The sequence below is a fragment of the Uniformispora flossi genome, from assembly GCF_049534875.1.
Lineage (GTDB): Bacteria > Actinomycetota > Actinomycetes > Streptomycetales > Streptomycetaceae > Yinghuangia > Yinghuangia aomiensis.
The window spans coordinates 325,980-340,237 of record NZ_JBMULZ010000007.1 but is presented as its reverse complement, the minus strand read 5'-3'; the positions used below and the strand labels follow the sequence as shown (position 1 = coordinate 340,237).

15 protein-coding genes and 1 riboswitch are annotated in these 14,258 nt (G+C 71.8%); of the genes, 11 read left to right on the top strand and 4 right to left on the bottom strand.

Features of this window, described 5'->3' with window-relative positions:
* Positions 1-50 precede the first annotated feature (50 nt).
* From ACPA54_RS18720 to ACPA54_RS18700, 5 genes are read left to right on the top strand one after another with little or no spacing between them, the layout of a single operon-like run.
* Complete coding sequence (locus ACPA54_RS18720) at positions 51-896, top strand: 2-keto-4-pentenoate hydratase (RefSeq protein ID WP_423531201.1); 846 nt, start codon at positions 51-53, stop codon at positions 894-896.
* Between the two features lie 38 nt (positions 897-934).
* On the top strand, positions 935-1,714 hold the full coding sequence (locus tag ACPA54_RS18715; RefSeq protein ID WP_423531199.1) for a 2-keto-4-pentenoate hydratase: 780 nt from the start codon (positions 935-937) through the stop codon (positions 1,712-1,714).
* Complete coding sequence (locus tag ACPA54_RS18710; protein WP_423531197.1) at positions 1,711-2,160, top strand: RidA family protein; 450 nt, start codon at positions 1,711-1,713, stop codon at positions 2,158-2,160. The genes ACPA54_RS18715 and ACPA54_RS18710 overlap by 4 nt, the downstream gene beginning before the upstream one ends.
* Positions 2,157-2,747, top strand: a complete 591-nt coding sequence (locus tag ACPA54_RS18705; protein WP_423531195.1) for a 3-hydroxyanthranilate 3,4-dioxygenase — start codon at positions 2,157-2,159, stop codon at positions 2,745-2,747. The genes ACPA54_RS18710 and ACPA54_RS18705 overlap by 4 nt, the downstream gene beginning before the upstream one ends.
* A gap of 53 nt (positions 2,748-2,800) precedes the next feature.
* Positions 2,801-3,847 (top strand): amidohydrolase family protein, encoded by a 1,047-nt coding sequence (locus ACPA54_RS18700; protein ID WP_423531193.1) that lies wholly within the window; start codon positions 2,801-2,803, stop codon positions 3,845-3,847.
* On the opposite strand, the gene ACPA54_RS18695 is transcribed toward ACPA54_RS18700, so the two are convergent.
* On the bottom strand, positions 3,848-4,417 hold the full coding sequence (locus ACPA54_RS18695) for an RICIN domain-containing protein (protein WP_423531300.1): 570 nt from the start codon (positions 4,415-4,417) through the stop codon (positions 3,848-3,850). It lies immediately after the preceding gene.
* Positions 4,418-4,644: 227 nt separating this feature from the next.
* Positions 4,645-5,046 carry a RidA family protein gene (locus ACPA54_RS18690; RefSeq protein WP_423531191.1) on the bottom strand — a complete coding sequence of 134 codons (402 nt, stop codon included), beginning with the start codon at positions 5,044-5,046 and terminating at the stop codon, positions 4,645-4,647.
* 95 nt (positions 5,047-5,141) lie between these two features.
* Between ACPA54_RS18690 and ACPA54_RS18685 the strand changes: the two genes are divergently transcribed.
* The 6 genes from ACPA54_RS18685 (at position 5,142) to ACPA54_RS18660 (ending at position 11,832) form a co-directional block, all read left to right on the top strand.
* Positions 5,142-6,167, top strand: coding sequence for a helix-turn-helix transcriptional regulator (locus tag ACPA54_RS18685; protein ID WP_423531189.1), 1,026 nt, complete (start codon positions 5,142-5,144; stop codon positions 6,165-6,167).
* Between the two features lie 55 nt (positions 6,168-6,222).
* The gene (locus tag ACPA54_RS18680; protein ID WP_423531187.1) at positions 6,223-6,765 is read left to right on the top strand and encodes a hypothetical protein; all 543 of its coding nucleotides are present in this window, start codon (positions 6,223-6,225) and stop codon (positions 6,763-6,765) included.
* A gap of 182 nt (positions 6,766-6,947) precedes the next feature.
* The gene (locus ACPA54_RS18675) at positions 6,948-7,310 is read left to right on the top strand and encodes an antibiotic biosynthesis monooxygenase family protein (RefSeq protein WP_423531185.1); all 363 of its coding nucleotides are present in this window, start codon (positions 6,948-6,950) and stop codon (positions 7,308-7,310) included.
* An 83-nt stretch (positions 7,311-7,393) separates the two neighbouring features.
* Positions 7,394-8,083, top strand: coding sequence for a 4'-phosphopantetheinyl transferase family protein (locus ACPA54_RS18670; protein ID WP_423531183.1), 690 nt, complete (start codon positions 7,394-7,396; stop codon positions 8,081-8,083).
* A 184-nt stretch (positions 8,084-8,267) separates the two neighbouring features.
* A riboswitch (cobalamin riboswitch) is annotated at positions 8,268-8,393 on the top strand.
* 111 nt (positions 8,394-8,504) lie between these two features.
* The gene (gene nicT / locus ACPA54_RS18665; protein WP_423531181.1) at positions 8,505-9,707 is read left to right on the top strand and encodes a Nickel transporter NicT; all 1,203 of its coding nucleotides are present in this window, start codon (positions 8,505-8,507) and stop codon (positions 9,705-9,707) included.
* 148 nt (positions 9,708-9,855) lie between these two features.
* Positions 9,856-11,832: an APC family permease gene (locus ACPA54_RS18660; RefSeq protein WP_423531179.1), complete on the top strand. Its 1,977-nt coding sequence runs from the start codon at positions 9,856-9,858 to the stop codon at positions 11,830-11,832.
* A gap of 28 nt (positions 11,833-11,860) precedes the next feature.
* Here ACPA54_RS18660 and ACPA54_RS18655 read toward each other — a convergent pair whose 3' ends face one another.
* Positions 11,861-13,486 (bottom strand): MFS transporter, encoded by a 1,626-nt coding sequence (locus tag ACPA54_RS18655; protein WP_423531177.1) that lies wholly within the window; start codon positions 13,484-13,486, stop codon positions 11,861-11,863.
* Between the two features lie 113 nt (positions 13,487-13,599).
* Positions 13,600-14,208, bottom strand: coding sequence for a dihydrofolate reductase family protein (locus ACPA54_RS18650; protein ID WP_423531175.1), 609 nt, complete (start codon positions 14,206-14,208; stop codon positions 13,600-13,602).
* Positions 14,209-14,258 lie beyond the last annotated feature (50 nt).

Here is a 14,258-nt window from a genome sequence, read left to right as displayed (position 1 = left end):
CGGACATCACCGAAGGCGCGGCGCACCCGAGCAGCGAAGGGACCCGAACGATGGCCACCGAGACCGGGGACACCCCCACCGCGGACACCGATCCCACCAACAACGGGACCGCGGACCGTGTCGACGCCGCGGCGCGCCGCCTCGCCGACGCGGAACGCACCGGCGTCCCCTGTGCCCCCGTCCGCGACCTCGTCACCACCGCGGAGGACGCCTACGCCGTCCAGGAGCACCTGACCCGCGCCCGCCTCGCCGAAGGACGGCGGCTGGTCGGCCGCAAGATCGGCCTCACCTCGCGCGCGGTGCAGCAGCAACTCGGCGTCGACACGCCCGACTTCGGCATGCTGTACGCGGACATGGCGGTGCCGGACGGTGCCGAGATCCCGGTCGGCGCGGTCCTGCAGCCCCGCGTCGAGACCGAGGTCGCCCTGGTGCTCGACCGGGACCTGACGCACGAACGGCACACCGTCGCGGACCTCATCCGGGCGACGGCGTTCGCCCTGCCCGCGATCGAGGTGGCCGGCAGCCGGATCCGGGACTGGGACATCACGCTCGCGGACACGGTCGCCGACAACGCGTCGTCCGGCATGTACGTCCTCGGCAGCCGTCCGGTGGCGTTGGCCGACGTCGACCTGCGCTTGGCCGGCATGGTGCTCGACCGGCGCGGCGCCCAGGTGTCCGTCGGCGCGGGCGCGGCGTGCCTGGGCCATCCGCTCAATGCCGCGCTGTGGCTCGCGGACACGCTCGTCCGGGTCGGGCGGCCGCTGCGCGCGGGCGACACCGTGCTGACCGGCGCGCTCGGCCCGATGGTCGCCGCGGTGCCCGGCGATGTGTTCGAGGCGCGCGTCGACGGGCTCGGGGACGTGCGGGTCGCGTTCGCCGCGGCGGACGCTTCGTGAGCACCCCGACCGGCCCCGACACCCCGGGAGTTCCCCAGATGACCGATCATCCGCAGATCGCGGCGTTCGCGCGGACGCTCGACGACGCCGCCCGCACCGGCCGCACCACCGGCCTGCTCACCGCGGACGCCCCGGACCTCTCCCTGGACGCGGCCTACCGCGTGCAGCGCGCCGTGATCGCCAGCCGCCAGGCCCGCGGCGAGTCCGTCATCGGCGCCAAGATGGGCTTCACCAGCCGGGCGAAGATGGCGCAGATGGGCGTCGACGACGTCATCTGGGGCCTCCTGACCGACGCCATGCAGGTGGAGGACGGCGGGACGCTGGCCACCGAGGGGCTGATCCATCCGCGTATCGAGCCGGAGATCGCGTTCCTCGTCGGGGAACCGCTGTCCGGCCGGATCACCCCCGCCGAGGCGGCGCGGGCGGCGGCCGGGATCGCGGTCGCCTACGAGGTGATCGACTCGCGGTACGCCGACTTCCGCTTCACCCTCCGGGATGTCGTCGCGGACAACGCCTCCGCCTGCGCGTTCGGCGTCGGCCCGTGGCATGCGCCGGACGGGGTGGCGGCCGGCAACCTCGGCCTGGTCATGGAAGTGGACGGCCGCCCGGTCGCGGCCGGGTCGTCCGCGGCCATCCTCGGGGGTCCGCTGCGGTCCTTCGCCGCCGCGGCGCGGCTCGCCGACGCCGCCGGATCGCCGCTGCGGCCGGGCGACATCGTGCTGGCCGGGGCCGCCACGGCCGCGGTTCCGCTGGCTGCGGGGGCCCATGTGCGCGTGGTGGCGTCCGGGTTGGGGCGGGTGGAGGTGACGGCGCGGTGAGTGCCTCCGACGGTGTTGTGGTGCCGGGGAAGGCCGTGCCGCGCGGCCGGTTCCCGCATCTGAAGCGGGCCGGGGACCTGGTGTTCGTGTCCGGCACCAGTTCGCGGCGTCCCGACGGGACGTTCGCGGGGGCGAGCGCGGACGCCATGGGCGTCACCGACCTGGACATCCGGGAGCAGACGCGCGCGGTCATCGAGAACATCCGCGACCTGCTGGCGGCGGTCGGAGGCGGCTTGGCGGATGTCGTGGCGGTCACCACGTACCTGGTCGGCATGAACGACTTCGGCGGCTACAACGAGGTGTACGCCGAGTACTTCGACGAGACCGGGCCCGCGCGCACGACCGTCGCCGTCCACCAACTCCCCCACCCCCACCTGCTGATCGAGATCTCCTGCACGGCCCACGTGCCCGTGGACCGCAGCCGTTCCGAGGAGGCACCGAGATGACGACCACCGGACCCGCGGCACTCCCGAAGCTCGTCCACGGGATGCCGTTCAACTTCGGCGCGTGGATCGACGAGCACCGCGACCTGCTGCGGCCGCCGGTCGGGAACATCCAGGTGTGGCGCGAGGCCGACCTGATGGTCACCGTGGTCGGCGGGCCCAACCAGCGCACGGACTTCCACGACGACCCGATCGAGGAGTTCTTCTACCAGCTCAAGGGCGACATGGTGTTGCGCGTCATGGAGGAGGAAGGCCGCCCGCCGGTCGACGTGCCGATCCGGGAAGGGGACGTGTTCCTGCTGCCGCCGCATGTGCGGCACTCGCCGCAGCGCCCGGAGCCGGGGAGCGTCGGCTTGGTCGTGGAGTTCGCCCGCTCCGCGGGCCTGGTCGACGCGTTCGAGTGGTACTGCGTCGCCTGCCACCGGCTGGTGCACCGGGCGGAGATCCGACTGCGGTCGATCGTGACGGATCTGCCGCCGGTGTTCGAGGCGTTCTACGGCGGCGACCGGACGTGCGGGCACTGCGGAGCCGAGCATCCCGGACGCACCTGGCCGGAGGAGATGCGGCCTTCGACGGGGCGCACGGTCTGACCGTCCCCGTCCCGTCCCCCTCGCATGCCGCAACCGCACAACCCGGAGGTTCCGTGACCATCATCGACGTCCACACGCACGTCTTCCCGCGCCTGTCCCGCACCGAGTCGCGCATCCTCGCGGGCGCGGGCGAGCCGTGGCTGCGCGTGCACGGGGACGGCACGGGGATGATGATGAGCGGCGAGGACGAGTACCGCCCGGTCGTCGCGCCGCTGTGGGATCCGCACCGGCGGCTGGCGGACATGGACGCGGCCGGCGTCGATGTCCAGGTCGTGTCCCCGACGCCGCTGATGTTCGGCTACGACGCCGATCCGGTGCGGGCCGCCGAGTGGTGCGATCTCGTCAACGACCGCATTCTCGCCTTCTGTGCGACCGATCCGGCGCGGCTGCTGCCGCTCGCCCAAGTTCCTTTGCAAGACCTCGCGTCGGCATGCGCGGCGGCTTCGGCCGCCAAGGCGGCCGGACACCGCGGCGTGCACATCGGCAACCACGTCGGCGAGCGCTACCTGGCCGACGAGGCGATCGTCGCGTTCCTGACGCACTGCGCGCACGAGGACATCCCCGTGCTCGTGCATCCGTGGGACATGCTGGCTCCGGAGCGCATGCCCGGGCACATGCTGGCGTGGCTGGTGGGGATGCCCGCGGAGACGCAGCTGAGCATCCTCGGCATGGCGCTGGGCGGGGCGTTCGAGAAGCTGCCGACGAGCCTGCGCCTGTGCTTCTGCCACGGCGGGGGAAGCTTCGCGTACCTGCTCGGGCGGGCGGACAACGCCTGGCACCACCGCGACCTGGTGCGGGCGGATTCACCGAAGCCGCCGTCGGCGTACGTCGACCGTTTCTTCGTCGACTCGGCGGTGTTCGACCCGCGCGCCTTGCGCCTGCTCGTCGACGTCATGGGCGCCGAACGGGTCATGCTCGGCACGGATTTCCCGTTCCCGTTGGGCGAGCGGGAGCCCGGGCGGGTGGTGCGCGAGTGCGCCGGGCTGAGCGCCGCGGAGCGGGACATGATCCTCGGCGGCAACGCGCTGCGGTTCTTCGGCGCGGAGGCGGAGGCCGGTTCCGGCCCCGGCCCGGAACGACGGGCCGGGGCCGGCCGGTGATCAGAGGTTGTTCGGCTCCCAGACCGGCAGCCAGACGTCGTTCGGGGCGCCGCCGGAAACGCAGTCGTACTGGATCAGGTTGCGGCCCGTGCCGACCCCGCCTTCCACGTTGAGGCACTTGCCGCTGGACTTGACGACGACCTGGTAGCCGGTGCCGACCGGGACGAACTTCCACAGCTCGTTGTCGGAGCTGCCGCAGGTGTACTGGATCACCTGCGTGCCGTTGGCGTTTCCGCTGCCCTGCACATTGAGGCACTTGCCGCTGTTGACCGCCTTGAGGCGGTAGTAGCCGCCGAGCGCGGAGTCCAGCTCCCAGCGCTCGTTGGTCGTGCCGGACCACGGGTACTGGATGATCGGCACGCCGTCCGCGGTGCCCGCGCCTCGGACGTTCGCGACCTGCTTGGCGTCGCTCGCCAGCCGCAGCGTGAACTGCTGGGCCACGATGGACCGCGCCTGCGACGCCGGGGCCGCAGCCGCCTCGTCCGCGGAGTCGCTGGCGCCGGCCGAACCCGCCACCAGCCCGGTGGACATCGCGACCACCGCGGCGCCCACGGCCCATTGCTTGCGCATCTTCACGTTCTTTGCCTCCACGTAGGGTCGCCGCACAGCTGCGGCGATCACAGAAAGTAATGGCATCATCACCAAAAAGCCAGATGGTTGGCGTCGTGTCGTGCGCGTCACCCGAACCGCCCCACCGCCGCCGGGCCGAGCGGGCGAAGCAGGCGCGGGATGTCCGCGGGCCCGGAGCGCACGGCGGCCCCGCAGGTGCCTCACCTGCGGGGCCGCCGTGCCGCGCGTCACGCCCGTACCGCCACCGCTTCCACCTCGAACAGCACGTCCGGGGCCGCCAGGCTCGCCACGCCGAGGAGGGTCTGGACCGGTGGATTGCCGCCCCACAGCTCGGCTACCGTTCCCGCGATCGGGCCCAGCTTGGTGACATCGTGGTCGACTACGTAGGTCCGCAGCTGGACGACGTCGGCGAAGTCGAGGCCGTGCGCGGCGAGGGCGGTGCCGAGGTTGTGGAACGTCCGCTTCACCTGCTCGGCGAAGTCGGCGGAGACGACGGCGCCGTCCGGGTCCGAGGCGTACTGGCCTGCGATCAGGACCAGTTCGGCACCGGCCGGGACCGCGGCGGTGTGTGCGTAGCCGAACGGGGTCGGGTCGTGCAGGCCGTCCGGGTTGACGAGGGTGTGGGCCATGGGAGTCACCTCTCCTGGGTGGCGAACGGGAGTCGGGTGAAGCCTCGCAGCGAATACACGACATCGAATGTCATGTATTCCGGTAGCGTTTTCGGATGCGTGCCGATCGGCTGGTCTCGATGGTCCTGCTGCTGCGGCAGCACGGCCGGCTGTCCGCGACCGCATTGGCCCGCGAGCTGGAGGTGTCCACGCGGACGGTGCTGCGGGACATCGAGGCGCTCTCGGCGTCCGGCGTCCCCGTGTACGCCGAGCGCGGCCGGAACGGCGGCTTCACGCTGCTGCCCGGCTTCCGCACGGAGCTCACCGGCCTGAACCACGACGAGGCGCTCGCCCTGCTCGTCGCCGGATCACGCCGCGGTGCCCAGGCGTTCGGCCTCGGCACGCCACTGGCCTCGGCCATGCGCAAAGTCGTCGACGCGCTCCCGGAGGACCAGCAAGCCACCGCGGCCGGCGCGGCGCGGCGGCTGCTCGTCGACCCGGAGACCGATCTGCTGGCCCGCAGCACGGTCGACGAGGAACTGCCGGACGCGGTCGTGGCCGAAGTCCGGCGCGCGGTCCTCGCCGGGCACAAGCTGCGCATCCGCTACGCGGCGGCGGACGGCGACCGGGCCCCAGCCTGGCGCACCGTCGACCCCGTCGGCCTGGTCACCGTCCGCGGCCAGGGCTACCTCCTGGCCGCGCGGTCGGGTGCCGACCGCACCTACCGGCTGTCCCGGATCGCCGCCGCCGAGGAACTCGACGAACCGGCACAGCGGCCGGACCGGGTCGACCTCGACCGTGCGTGGCGGGACCGCAGCACGCGGTTCCGTACCGGCGGCGACCAAGTCACCGTGCTGCTCCGGCTCGACCCGGCCCGCCGGGACGAACTGGCGAAAACCGCGCTGACCGTCGACGGCGCGGAGACAGACGACGACGGCCTGCTGCGCCTGCACGCCACCTTCCAAGACGCCCGCCACGCCGAATGGGCTCTCTGGCAACTCGCTACCGGCGCCGAAGCGTTGTCCCCGGAATGGCTGCGGGAATCCCTGCGCGACCGCGCCACCGCCCTCGCGGCCCGCTACGGGAGCGGCGTACCTCAGAACCCGGTGCCGCGACCCGGCACACCCCAGAACCCGGCTTGACCAATCGCTGACCCAACGCCCTTCCGCAGAGCGGGCCCGCTGCCAGCATGGCCGCATGTCGACCACGCAGCCGATCCCGCCGGGGGAACCGGCCGACGCCCCGGCCCGCGGCCCCGCGCCGCGCCGCTCCCCCGCCGGGGTGCGGGCGCAGTTCTACGGCCAGCCGTTGATCGTGCTGGGCATCGTCGTCGGGTGTGTGCTGATCCTCGCGTGGGTGGTCGTCGCGGCGCTCGGGAACATCGGTTCGCCCGGGTCGGGTTCGAGCGGCCGCGGGGTCAGCCGGACGTCGTCCTCCAACGTGTGGATCGGCCGCCGCCGGCTGCGGCTGGAACTGCGCGGGACCGAGGCCGAGTGGCGGGAATGGGCCGCCGAGAAGCTGCGGGTGACCACCGCCAAGGCCACCGCCGCCGACGCCAAGAAGCGGGCGAAGGCCGCGCCGGGGGACGAGCCGCTGCCGCAGCCGAAGATCTCGCTGATGGCCTGCGACCGGCGCACGCTCACCGCCGACGACGTCGCCGCCCTCGCCCGCCCGTTGGGGTGGCAGGTCACGAGCGAGGACGCCAACCGGGAGATCTGGCTGTCCCGCGACGCGGCCTGACACCGGGGGGCAGACCCAGCAGGGCAGGGGCAGGGGCAGGGGCAAGGGCAGGTGCAGGGGCACGGGCACGGCAACCGGACCGCGCGCAGGTCGGATCCGTTGACTTCAACCTGACTTCACGTTGCAGGATGGCCGACCAACCCCACCGCATCGCCCTTGATGCCCTGCCGAGGAGTGTCCCGATGACCACCGATTCCGGCTTCTACTCGATCATCGACTACACCGTCGACGGCCCCGCGACCCAGCGCGAACTGGTCGCCGCGTTCGCGGAGATCCAGGAGCGCTGGGTGCGCTTCTACCCCGGCTACCGCTCGGCGCGTTTCCACGTCAGTACCGACGGCACCCGCGTCTACAACATCGTGCATTGGGAGAGCGAAGCGGACTACCGCCACTTCGTGGAGACGTCCGATACCGACGGCCGCATGGCGGCCATCGGCAAGGCCTTGGAAGGGCTGACGGGGAAGGCGGAGCCGCGGATGAGCGGCGTGCCGACGTACACGGTCGTCCGGGAGGTCGGGCCGGGGCCGGAGGGTCCGGCAGCCTAGTCTTCTCTGACGGCGGCGCTGCCGCCGGAAGCAGAACCACATGAAGCAGAACTGCGTCGAGCCGGACCGAGCCAGGGGGAAACATGACGTCGGAAGCCGCCCCGGTGCATGCCGCCGGTGACCTGCTGGCCGCCGTGCTGCCGCCGGACGTGGTGGCCGTCGCGTGCTTCGACGACCCGCCCGGGACGGTGCTGTTCCCCGAGGAGGAGGCGGCGATCGCCCGCGCCGTCGACAAGCGGAGGCGGGAGTTCACGACGGTACGCCGGTGCGCCCGGGAGGCGCTCGCCCTACTGGGCGTGCCCGCGGCACCGCTGCTGCCCGGCGAGCGCGGGGCCCCGGCCTGGCCGGACGGGCTGGTCGGCAGCATGACGCACTGTGCGGGGTACCGGGCCGCGGCGGTCGCGCCGGCCACCCGGATCCGGACCCTCGGCATCGACGCCGAGGAAGCGGCGCCGCTGCCCGGCGGCGTCCTCTGTTCGGTCTCCTCCCCCGGCGAGCGCACCGCGCTCGCCGGGCCGGCCGCGGACATGCCGGAAGTCCCGTGGGACCGCCTGCTCTTCAGCGCCAAGGAAGCCGTCTACAAGGCCTGGTTCCCGCTCACCCGCCGCTGGCTCGGCTTCGAGGACGCCGAGGTGCGGTTCGACCCCGCCGCCGGCACCTTCCACGCCCGTCTGCTGCCCGACGACCGCCCCGCGGGCCTGGACGGCTTCACGGGGCGGTGGAAGGTCGCCGGCGGCATCGTCGTCACCGCGATCGCCGTGCCCGCCGGCTGACGTTCCCCACGGCACAGCACCAATGACAACCTTGTAGAACCCGCGTGGCCTCGTCGACCGGTGACCGGGGATGGTCCCGCCGACGAGGCCACGCGCGCATGCAGCGTGCGCCGCCCCGCCGCTCCCCCCGCATCGCCCGGGCACCGCGGCGTGCGATGCTACGGGCGCAAGGCGACGGCGGCCCGAGGAAACCGGTGCGAATCCGGTGCGGTCCCGCCACTGTGATCGGGGAGCGAATCCCGCGACGGCCACGGCCCCACCCAGGGGTTGGAAGGCCGGGACGAGCGTTGATCCGAGAGCCAGGAGACTCACGTCGTCGCCTCCCTCGACAACCCGGGGCGGATTTCCCCGAGAGAGGCCGGTGATTCGCCGTGTCTGTTGTGCTGCGCCCGAACGTCCCCCGTACGACGGGGGTTTCCCGATGAGCAGCGCAACACCCGCCACCGGAGGATGGCGTAGCGCGGGCGGGTCGCTGGAGCGGGCCGAGTGGCTGCGGTTGGCCGCGATGGCGGGCGTCGTCGTCGGGCTGCACGTCGTCGGCTGGTTCGTGCTCGTCGTCCTGGTCGCGCCCGAGCATTACAGCGTCGGCACCAAGACGTTCGGCATCGGCATCGGCGTCACCGCGTACACGTTGGGCATGCGGCACGCGTTCGACGCCGACCACATCGCGGCGATCGACAACACCACCCGCAAGCTGATGCACGACGGCAAGCGCCCGCTGTCGGTGGGGTTCTGGTTCTCGCTGGGGCACTCGTCCGTGGTGTTCGGCCTGGCGCTGCTGCTGTCGCTCGGCATCAAGGTGTTCGTCGGACCGCTTGCGGACGACTCCACCCTGCACGACGTCACCGGGGTCGTCGGCACGGGAATATCCGGCACCTTCCTGTACGTCATCGCGATCGTCAACATCGTGATCCTGGTGGGTATTTGGAAGGTCTTCCGGACCATGCGCGGCGGCAGCTACGACGAAGCCGCGCTCGAAGACCAGTTGAACAACCGGGGCTTCATGAACCGGCTGCTCGGCGGGGTCATGAAGTCGATCACCAAGCCGTGGCAGATGTTCCCGGTCGGCCTGCTCTTCGGCCTCGGCTTCGAGACCGCCACCGAAGTGTCGCTGCTGGTGCTGGCCGGCTCCGGCTCCGCCTCGGGGCTGCCGTGGTACGCGATCCTGTGCCTGCCGGTGCTGTTCGCCGCCGGGATGACGCTGTTGGACACGATCGACGGCACGTTCATGAATTTCGCCTACGGCTGGGCGTTCTCCAAGCCGGTGCGGAAGGTCTACTACAACCTCACCATCACGGCGCTGTCCGTCGCCGTCGCGCTGATCATCGGCAGCGTCGAGATCCTCGCCCTGCTCGCCGACCGCTTCGACCTGCACGGCTCGTTCTGGGACCGGGTGAGCGGGGTGGACCTCAACCTCGTCGGCTACGCGATCGTGGGGCTCTTCTTCGCCATCTGGGCGGTCGCGGTCGCGGTGTGGCGCTTCGGCCGGATCGAGGAGAAGTGGACGCAGGGGCTCCGCACCGCACCCGCGGCGGACGGGGGCGCGGTCGACCCGATGGACGCCGTCGACCCGATCGACGCAGTCGATTCAAGCGGGGACCAAGGGACGGTCAAGCAATGTTAGGGCCCGAATCCTGACGCGATCTTGACGCCCGGACGGGGGTTCCTGACGCTCCGCCGTGTGTACGTTCGACGTCGCGCAGCCGCCGGTCGGCGGCGTGGGCTCCCGGACCCTCCGGACCCGCACGCTCGACAGGAGAACCGCCACCGCCATGTCCGCGCCCGCCATACCCCGCTCACGCCTGCGCGCGTGGCTCCTCGAGGACCAGGCCGACATCGGCAAACACGCTCCCGCGGGGACCGGGGAGACCGGGGGGACACGGGCGGCGGCGGAAACGTCGGGTGCCCCCCAGCAGGGCCGGCCCTGGTGGCGCGTGATGTGCCTGACGGGTCTCGACTACTTCTCCACGCTCGGCTACCAGCCCGGTATCGCCGCGCTGGCGGCCGGGCTGCTCTCGCCGCTCGCGACCGTCGTGCTCGTGGCGCTGACGCTCTTCGGCGCGCTGCCGGTCTACCGGCGCGTCGCCGAGGAGAGCCCGCACGGCGAGGGCTCGATCGCGATGCTGGAGCGGCTGCTGTCGTTCTGGAAGGGCAAGCTGTTCGTCCTGACGCTGCTGGGCTTCGCGGCGACCGACTTCCTCATCACCATCACGCTGTCCGCCGCGGACGCCACCGCGCACGTCACCGAGAACCCGCACTTCACGGCCACCCTCAGCGGCCACGAGGTCCTCATCACGCTGCTGATGGTCGCGCTGCTCGGGGCGGTCTTCCTCAAGGGCTTCGGCGAGGCGATCAACCTGGCCGTGCTGCTGGTCGGCGTGTACCTCGTGCTCAACGCCGTCGTCGTGGCGGACGGCCTGTGGCAGGTCTTCGCCCACCCGCACGTGGTCGGCGACTGGCGGCACGCGCTGGTCGCCGAGCGCGGCAGCATATGGCTGATGATCGGCGTCTCGCTGGTGGTCTTCCCGAAGCTCGCGCTGGGCCTGTCCGGGTTCGAGACCGGCGTCGCCGTCATGCCGCATGTGCAGGGCGCGGCGGACGACGACCCGGACCGGCCCGCGGCGCGGATCAGGGACACCAAGAAGCTGCTCACCACCGCGGCGCTCATCATGAGCGTCTTCCTCATCTGCAGCAGCTTCATCACCACGGTGCTCATCCCGAAGGACGACTTCAAGGAAGGCGGCCCGGCCAACGGGCGCGCGCTGGCGTACCTCGCCCACGAGAACCTCGGGTCCGCGTTCGGCACCGTGTACGACGTCTCCACGATCCTCATCCTGTGGTTCGCCGGGGCCTCCGCGATGGCGGGCCTGCTCAATCTGATGCCGCGCTACCTCCCGCGGTACGGCATGGCCCCGCAGTGGGCGCGCGCCGTCCGCCCGATGGTCATCGTCTTCACCCTCGTCGGCTTCCTCGTCACCTCGATCTTCGATGCCAGCGTCGACGAGCAGGGCGGCGCCTACGCGACCGGCGTGCTCGTCCTCATCACGTCGGCGGCGATCGCCGTCACCATCGCCGCGCGCCGGGCCCGGCAGCGCGGCTGGACGATCGGGTTCGGGGTCATCGCGGCCGTGTTCGTCTACACGACCGCGGTCAACGTCATCGAGCGCCCGGACGGCGTCAAGATCGGCGCGTGCTTCATCGCCGGGATCATGGCGCTGTCGCTGCTCTCGCGCCTCGTGCGGTCGTTCGAGCTGCGGGTGACCGACATGGAACTCGACAATATGGCGGAGCGGTTCGTCCGCGACTCCACGCGCCGCACCATCCGCTTCATCGCCAACCAGCCGGGCACCCGCGACGAGGCCGAGTACCGCGACAAGTCCGCGCAGATCCGCGCCGACAACCTCATCCCGGAGGGCGACGACGTGATCTTCGTCGAGGTGACGATCGTGGACCCGTCCGAATTCGAGGCGGGCATGCGGGTCAAGGGCGAAGTCCTGCACAACAGGTACCGGGTGCTCACGCTGGAAAGCTCCTCGGTACCGAACGCGCTCGCCGCGCTGCTCCTGCACGTCCGCGACGCCTCCGGGCAGCTCCCGCACATCTACTTCGAGTGGACGGAAGGCAACCCGCTCGCCAACTTCCTGCGGTTCTTCCTCTTCGGACAAGGCGAAGTCGCCCCGGTGACCCGCGAAGTGCTCCGCGAGGCGGAGCCCGACCCGGCCCGCCGCCCGCACGTCCACGTGGGCTGACCGGGCCCCCTGCCGCTCCGCGACGGTCTCAGCCTCCGGGAGACCCGACCGGGCGCGTGGGCATGCGGCGGGTGAAGAACAGCGCCACGATCGACATGAAGGCCAGGACGGCCAAGGCCGCGCGCAGGCCGTCCAGGCGTGCCGAGGTGTTGGCGTCGAGGGCGGCGTCGGCGACTTCGGGGCTGACCTGGGCCGCGTCGAGGGCGTCGCGGAGCTGGGCGTCGCTGAGGAACGGGACGCCGCTCTCCAATTGCACCGATGCCTGGCTCTTCACGTCGGCGGGGACCGCCGGGTTGTTGTCGACGCTGCTCAGGAACGAGCCGGTCATCGCCGCGATGAGGATCGAGCCGGCCAGCGCGGTGCCGATCGACGCGCCGAGGTTGGTCACCGCGTTCTGCACGCCGCCCACTTCGGCGCTCTGCTCGTCGGGGACCGCCGACACCGTCACCGCCCCGAGCTGCGAGGCCAGCGCGCCGATGCCGAGGCCGATGAGCAGCAGCGGGATCGTCACGACGCTCGCGTCCGCATCCGCGTCGAGCGCGGCCATGAGCACCACGGCGCCGGCGAACAGCGCAAGGATGCCCACCTGGACGACCCGCCGCGGCGACGCATGGGGCAGCAGCCGTGGGATGAGGATCGCGGCGGCCAGCAGCGTGACCGACAGCGGCAGGATGCGCGCACCCGTGCTCAGCGCGGACAGGCCGAGCGCCACCGACAGATACAGCGGGACGACGAAGAAGACGCCCATCTGCACCAGATATTGGAAGAAGAACATGGTGAGGCCGCCGGTCAGACGGCGGTTGTGCAGCAGCTCCGGGTCGACGAGGGGCTCCCGGCCGCGCTTGGCGACGTACCGCTCCCATGCGAGGAACAGCCAGAGCAGCAGGAGCCCGGCCATCATGAGCCACACCGTGAGCGAGACGCCGAGCCAGGCCGGGGCGCCGCTCTTGGGGCGGAACCAGCCCCATTCGTCGGAGCGCAGGACGCCGTAGACGAAGACGCCCAGCCCGGCGGCGGACAGCAGCACGCCGGGGACGTCGAGGTGCGGCTTGCCCGGCGCGGGCGCGTCGACCATCCGGCGGGCGGCCGCGAGGATGGCGATCGCCACGACCACCTCGGCGACGAAGACCCAACGCCACGAGAAGTACGTCGTGGCGATCCCGCCGATCAGCGGGCCGAGCGCGACGGCGACCGCGCCCGCCGCGGCGACCAGGCCGTAGGCGGCGGGGCGGCGCGCGGTCGGGAAGTTGCCCGCGACCAGCGACACGATCGCCGGCAGGATCAGCGACGCGCCAACGCCCTCCAGGAACGACCAGCCGAGCAGCAGCACCGGCAGGTTCGGGGCGAGCGCGGTGACCAACGACCCGCAGCCGTAGATGGCACACCCGATGCCGAACGCGCGGGTGCGGCCGATCAGCGCCCCGACTTTGCCGCCCGGGATCATCAGCATCGCCATGACCAGCGTGTACGCGGTGATCGCGCCCTGGATCCCGGTCACCGTGGTGTCCACGTCGTCGGCGACGGTCGCGATGGACACGTTCATGACGGAGCTGTCGAGCGTCATCAGGAACTGGGCGGCGGCCAGGGTGACCAGGACACCGCGCGCCCCGCCCGGTTCCCGTGCCGGTTCCGCCGCCGCCGGATTCGAAGCCATCCCCGGATCGTCGCAAACGGGGCGCCCGATTCCGCAGCAGACCCGCCGGTAAATCCGACTTGTCGGATAAGCCGCTATGCACCGAAGCCGCCTCCGGTGCACGGCCGAAGCGTTTACTGTGCGGCCATGTCCCCTGTCTCCGGGATGCCCTCGCCGCGCGCGTAGCGCAGGTACAGGGTGCCGTTCGGGCTGGCCACCGGCGGGGTGAGGAGGGTGAGGTTCGTGGGCACCGCGCCGCCGTCGAACACCTTCTTCCCGCTGCCCAGGACCAGCGGGTGCACCCACAGGTCGATCCGGTCGAACAGCTTTTCGCGCAGCAGGGTCTGCACCAGGTCCAGGCTGCCGACGACCTTGATGTGCTCGTGCCGGTCGCGGATCTCGCGCACCGCGGCGGGCAGGTCCGGGCCGAGCTGTGTGGAGCCCTCCCACGGGAGGTCGGGCTTGCCGCGGGAGGCGACGTACTTCGGGATCCGGTTGAAGAGCTTGCCGAACGCGTCGTCCTGGTGCGGCCAGTACGCGGCGAAGATGTCGTACGTCCGCCGCCCGAGCAGCAGCGCGTCGGTGCCCTCGTAGGCGGCGAGCACCTGCGCCCCGAAGGTCTCCTCCAGCAGCGGCACCTGCCAGCCCCCGAACGCGAAGCCCTCGGGGTCCTCGTCGGGGCCGCCGGGCGACTGGCCGACCAGGTCGAGGGTGGCGAACAATTCGAGGTGGATGAGACCCATGGCTTACTCCCCAGGCATCGTGGTGTCGCGGTCATCGGGGTAGACCCCGG

Bases quoted from the DNA above. Each gene is read 5' to 3' on its own strand.
- ACPA54_RS18720 (WP_423531201.1), top strand. From the start codon at position 51: ATGGCCACCGAGACCGGGGACACCCCCACCGCGGACACCGATCCCACC.
- ACPA54_RS18715 (WP_423531199.1), top strand. From the start codon at position 935: ATGACCGATCATCCGCAGATCGCGGCGTTCGCGCGGACGCTCGACGAC.
- ACPA54_RS18705 (WP_423531195.1), top strand. From the start codon at position 2,157: ATGACGACCACCGGACCCGCGGCACTCCCGAAGCTCGTCCACGGGATG.
- ACPA54_RS18695 (WP_423531300.1), bottom strand. From the start codon at position 4,417: ATGCGCAAGCAATGGGCCGTGGGCGCCGCGGTGGTCGCGATGTCCACC.
- ACPA54_RS18690 (WP_423531191.1), bottom strand. From the start codon at position 5,046: ATGGCCCACACCCTCGTCAACCCGGACGGCCTGCACGACCCGACCCCG.
- ACPA54_RS18685 (WP_423531189.1), top strand. From the start codon at position 5,142: ATGCGTGCCGATCGGCTGGTCTCGATGGTCCTGCTGCTGCGGCAGCAC.
- ACPA54_RS18680 (WP_423531187.1), top strand. From the start codon at position 6,223: ATGTCGACCACGCAGCCGATCCCGCCGGGGGAACCGGCCGACGCCCCG.
- ACPA54_RS18675 (WP_423531185.1), top strand. From the start codon at position 6,948: ATGACCACCGATTCCGGCTTCTACTCGATCATCGACTACACCGTCGAC.
- ACPA54_RS18670 (WP_423531183.1), top strand. From the start codon at position 7,394: ATGACGTCGGAAGCCGCCCCGGTGCATGCCGCCGGTGACCTGCTGGCC.
- nicT (WP_423531181.1), top strand. From the start codon at position 8,505: ATGAGCAGCGCAACACCCGCCACCGGAGGATGGCGTAGCGCGGGCGGG.
- ACPA54_RS18660 (WP_423531179.1), top strand. From the start codon at position 9,856: ATGTCCGCGCCCGCCATACCCCGCTCACGCCTGCGCGCGTGGCTCCTC.
- ACPA54_RS18655 (WP_423531177.1), bottom strand. From the start codon at position 13,486: ATGGCTTCGAATCCGGCGGCGGCGGAACCGGCACGGGAACCGGGCGGG.
- ACPA54_RS18650 (WP_423531175.1), bottom strand. From the start codon at position 14,208: ATGGGTCTCATCCACCTCGAATTGTTCGCCACCCTCGACCTGGTCGGC.